Here is a 4,010-nt window from a genome sequence, read left to right as displayed (position 1 = left end):
CACCACGCCGGACCAGCCGACCACCACGCCGGTGCTTGCCGTCAGCGTGCCGACCGCGAGTCCGCCGCCGGTGATGACCACGATTGCGGCGGCGGCGGCGCCGATCAGCGCGAACCTGCGGGCCTTGGATCGCAGCGGTTGGACGGGCTCCCGCGGTGCGACCGCCGGGCGGGTGAACGCGGCGGGCGGGACCACCACGGACAGTTCTGTCGTGGACGCATCGTCGGCCGGGCGGATCGGCTCCGGTGTGGCGGCAGCCGGGTCCGCCAGCCTGTGCGCCGCGTCGAGCGCCGCACCGGTCGCCGCGGTGTCGGCGGGCTGGGGCGCGACCGTGACCGGCAGGCCGAGTTCGAACGAAATCGATTCGGCGACAAGGGGTATGGAGGATCCGCCACCGACGAGCAGAACGCGGCTCACATCGGACGGGTCGATGTCGGCGCCGCGCAGCGCCTCGGAGATCAGCGGCAGCGAATCTCGCACCGGACCCCGCGCGAGTTCCTCGACCTCGTCACGTACCAGCCGCACATCGCGTCGGACACCCGGCAGATCGACCGCGACGACGGCGTCGGTATCCGCCGACAACTCCTCCTTCGCCGCGCGGCACCGGGCCCGCAGCTCGGTGAGCGCCTCCACGGTGGCCGGCTCGAACAGGTCGAGGTCGACGTCGCCGACGGCGTCGAGCACATGGGTGGTCACGAGGTGATCGAGCACGTCGCCGCTCACCTCGTCGGTCGACAGCGGGCGGCCCAGCACCTCGGGTTCGGCGCCGGTGCGGAGCACCGCGACGTCGAGGGTGTGCGCACCCAGGTCGTAGACCACGACGACCTCGTCGCCGAGCGGACCGTGCGCCGACCGGAGCCAGTGCACCGCAGCCACCGGTTCGGGCATCAGCGTCGCCCAGTGCAGACCCGCGCGGTCGAGTGCCCCGCGCAGCGCGTCGACGGTGACCTACCCGGCCACGTGGCCCGAGCACACCGTCGCAGCCCCGTGCGGCGGAGACGCGTGGAGCAGGCAGGACACCGCGGTCGCGGTGAGGTCCTCGCCGGTGACCGAGGTGCCGTCCTCGGACAGGATGCCGACAGGGTCTCCGACTCTGTGCACGAAGTCGGTGAAGACCCGCGTGCCCGTCTCGTGGCCCAGTTCGGCGGTGCCGTCGTCGTGCAAGCGCACGACGGTGGGCCGCCGCAGGACCGTCGGATCGTCCGGTCGTTCGGGCACGATGGCGGCAGCCACCGCGTTCGCCCATCCGATCGTGACGCCCAGTCCTGCTGTCATCGGTCGCTCCTGACGAAATTCGTGGCGGGACGGCTCCGCCGGGTCGACCGGATATGTCGTTTCGCGGCTGCCTTTCGTTAGCGGGGCGTCTGAATGGTGGGGCCCGGCCCCTATTGCCGCTCGAGCCCCTAATGTACCGACGCAGGCAGGTGGGGGTGCCGACCCCCTTGGGTGCGGGGGCCGGGGGTTCCTACGTTCGAAATCAGCCCCGAACGCTCAAGGAGATCGCGATGTCCAACGCTGTGCTCGACTTCATCCTCGCCCTGTTCCGCGACGAGGACGCCCTGGCCCGTTACTGCGAGAACCCCGACCTGGTGCTCGCCGAGGCCGGGCTGACCGACGTGTGCCACGCCGACATCGTCGCGGTCGCGCCGCTGGTCGCCGACACCGGTCTGTTCGCGGGATCGGCCGCCGACCTGACCGCCGCCCTGAGCGGAGCCGGCACGATCGCCGGCACTGCCGCCGCCGGTCTCGTGGGTGGCGCCGGGCTGGGCGCCGCTGCCGGTGCCGGGCTCGGTCTGGGTGCCGGTCTCGGTGGCGGCCTGGGTGGTGGTCTCGGCCTCGGTCTCGGGGCGGAGGCCGAATCCGAGGCGGACGGCGATCTGCACCTCGACACCGGTCTCGACATCGGTGCGGTGAGCGAGCTGGCCACCGCTCTGGGAGCGGTCCTGCAGGTGGGTGGGCAGGCCGGCGTCGACCTGGGTGCGGCCGTCGGATCCGTCCTCGACGCCACGCTGGGCCTCGGCGGAGGAGTTGCCACCGACCTCGGTGGGGCGGTCTCGGGCGCACTCGCCGGTGGTCTCGGGCTCGACGGAAGCGTCGCCGCGGACCTGGGTGCCGCGCTGGACGCCGCTCTCGGTGCGGCCGGGGGCGTGGCTGCCGGTGCCGATCTCGGCGCCACCCTCGAGGCGGTCTTCGGGGTCGGTGGCGACCTCGGCGGCCAGGTGGGCCTTGCCCTCGGGGGCCTGCTCGACACGGCACTGTCCGCCGGTGGCGACTTCTCCACCGCGGTCGACGCCGCGGTGGGCGGCGGCGCGGCCCTCGGCGTCGCGGTCGGTACCGCACTGGCAGGCGCGCTCGGGGCCGGAGCGGAACTGGGTGGTTCGCTCGGCGGTGCCGTCGGCTCCGCCCTCGACCTCGGCGCCGATCTGTCCGGCGGTGTGGATGTGTCCGCCGGTGTGGGTGCAGCTGCCGACCTGTCGGCTGCGGTCGACTCGGTGCTGCAGGTCGGTGGCGAGGCCGGGGCCGGGCTGGGCGGTGACCTGGCGACCGGTGTGTCCGTCGGTGCCGACGTGGCCGCCGATCTCGGCGCGCAGCTCTCCACCACCCTCGGCGGCGGCCTGGCGGCCGGTGCGGATGTGACGGGCGGGCTCGTCGCCGACAGCCTGGTTGCGGTCGACACCGCGGCAGAGGCCGGTGGTCAGCTCACCGGTGCGGTGTCCGGTGCGGTCGACGGTGCCGTGTCCGGGGCGGCCGACGCCGCGGCCGGTCTGGCCGGTGGAGTGTCCGGAGCCGTCGACGGCGCAGTGACGGGTGCCGCGGACCTCGGTGCCGGAGTTTCGGGTGCCGTCGGGGGAGCAGCGGACCTCGGCGTCGATCTCGGCGCCGGCCTGGGAGCGGGACTGCAGGGTGCCGCGGACCTCGGGACTTCGCTGTCCGGCGGGGTCCAGGATGCGGCGGACGTGTGGTCGTCGCTCGACCCGGGCGACGTGTTCGGCAACGCCGCCGGCACCGGCGGTCTATTCGACTCCTCGCTCGGCGGCAACGGCCTGATCGTCGGCGGATCGAGCCAGGTCGGCCCGGATTCCGTCGACATCGACGACCTCCTGAACTGAGCCGGGCCGTCATAATCACCCTCGATCGACAACAGAAGGCGAGCCGACGCAGCATCATGCAGAACACACCGGTCGACCCCGCGAGCCGTCGCGCCACACTCGCCGAACTCGTCGACGAGGCAACCGAACACACCCGCGCCGCGGGCCGCGCCGACCTCGCCGCCAGGCTCGCCGCGACCCGCACGCGGGTGGTCGATCCGCGGCTGCGGGTCGTCGTGGTGGGGTCGCTCGGCCAGGGCAAGAGCCGCTTCGTGAACGCGCTGCTCGGGCTCGACGTGTGCGCGGTGGGTGACGACGAGACGACCGCGGTCCCGACCCTCGTCCAGCACGCGGCCGAGGCATCGGCCGCACTGGTGGTCGCCGAACCGGGCGCGGACCCGGAGCGGGTTCCGATCCCGCTCACCGAACTGCGCAGCGCCCACGCGGACGGACACGAGATCCGGCGGCTCGAGGTGAACGTGCCGAGCCCGCTGCTCGCCGACGGACTCGTCTTCGTCGACACCCCGGGTGTCGGCGGGCACACCAACCCGCACACGTCGGCGACCCTCACGCTGCTCTCGTCCGCCGACGCGGTGTTCGTGGTCTCGGACGCGAGCCAGGAGTTCACCGCGCCGGAAGTGAGCTTCCTGCGGCAGGTCCGGACGCTGTGCCCGGCGGTCGCGGTGCTCGTCACCAAGACAGACCTGTATCCGCACTGGCGGGCGATCGTCGACGCCGACCGCACCCACCTGCAGCGCGCCGACCTCGAGGTCCCACTGCTGCCGGTGTCGTCGCTGCTGCGCGAGCACGCGCTACGCCTCGACGACGAATCGCTGCACAGGGAGTCGGGGTTCGCGGCCGTCTACGACCACCTGCGCGACCGGGTCCTCGCCCGCGGTGCCGACGCCGACCGGCGCGCGG

General features: G+C 73.4%; 4 protein-coding genes. 2 read left to right on the top strand and 2 right to left on the bottom strand.

Annotated elements, in window-relative coordinates; translation table 11 throughout:
- Together I0Q12_RS27685 and I0Q12_RS27680 are read right to left on the bottom strand one after the other, a co-directional pair.
- The coding region (locus tag I0Q12_RS27685; RefSeq protein WP_269437708.1) for an Hsp70 family protein at nt 1-933 on the bottom strand (933 nt) is incomplete at its 3' end.
- A 15-nt stretch (nt 934-948) separates the two neighbouring features.
- On the bottom strand, nt 949-1,275 hold the full coding sequence (locus I0Q12_RS27680; RefSeq protein ID WP_197256675.1) for a hypothetical protein: 327 nt from the start codon (nt 1,273-1,275) through the stop codon (nt 949-951).
- A gap of 230 nt (nt 1,276-1,505) precedes the next feature.
- Here I0Q12_RS27680 and I0Q12_RS27675 point away from each other — a divergent pair, with 230 nt between their 5' ends.
- Nucleotides 1,506-3,110 carry an IniB N-terminal domain-containing protein gene (locus I0Q12_RS27675; protein WP_197256673.1) on the top strand — a complete coding sequence of 535 codons (1,605 nt, stop codon included), beginning with the start codon at nt 1,506-1,508 and terminating at the stop codon, nt 3,108-3,110.
- Between the two features lie 56 nt (nt 3,111-3,166).
- Nucleotides 3,167-4,010: dynamin family protein (locus I0Q12_RS27670; RefSeq protein ID WP_197256671.1), on the top strand; the 844-nt coding region annotated here is incomplete at its 3' end.

Source organism: Rhodococcus sp. CX (assembly GCF_015865005.1).
Lineage (GTDB): Bacteria > Actinomycetota > Actinomycetes > Mycobacteriales > Mycobacteriaceae > Rhodococcus.
Note: the sequence above shows the minus strand (reverse complement) of the source record. Positions and strands in the feature narration are given on the sequence as shown.

What these genes read in the sequence shown, in the direction of transcription:
- I0Q12_RS27680 (WP_197256675.1), bottom strand. Translation starts at nt 1,275, where the DNA reads ATGACAGCAGGACTGGGCGTCACGATCGGATGGGCGAACGCGGTGGCT.
- I0Q12_RS27675 (WP_197256673.1), top strand. Translation starts at nt 1,506, where the DNA reads ATGTCCAACGCTGTGCTCGACTTCATCCTCGCCCTGTTCCGCGACGAG.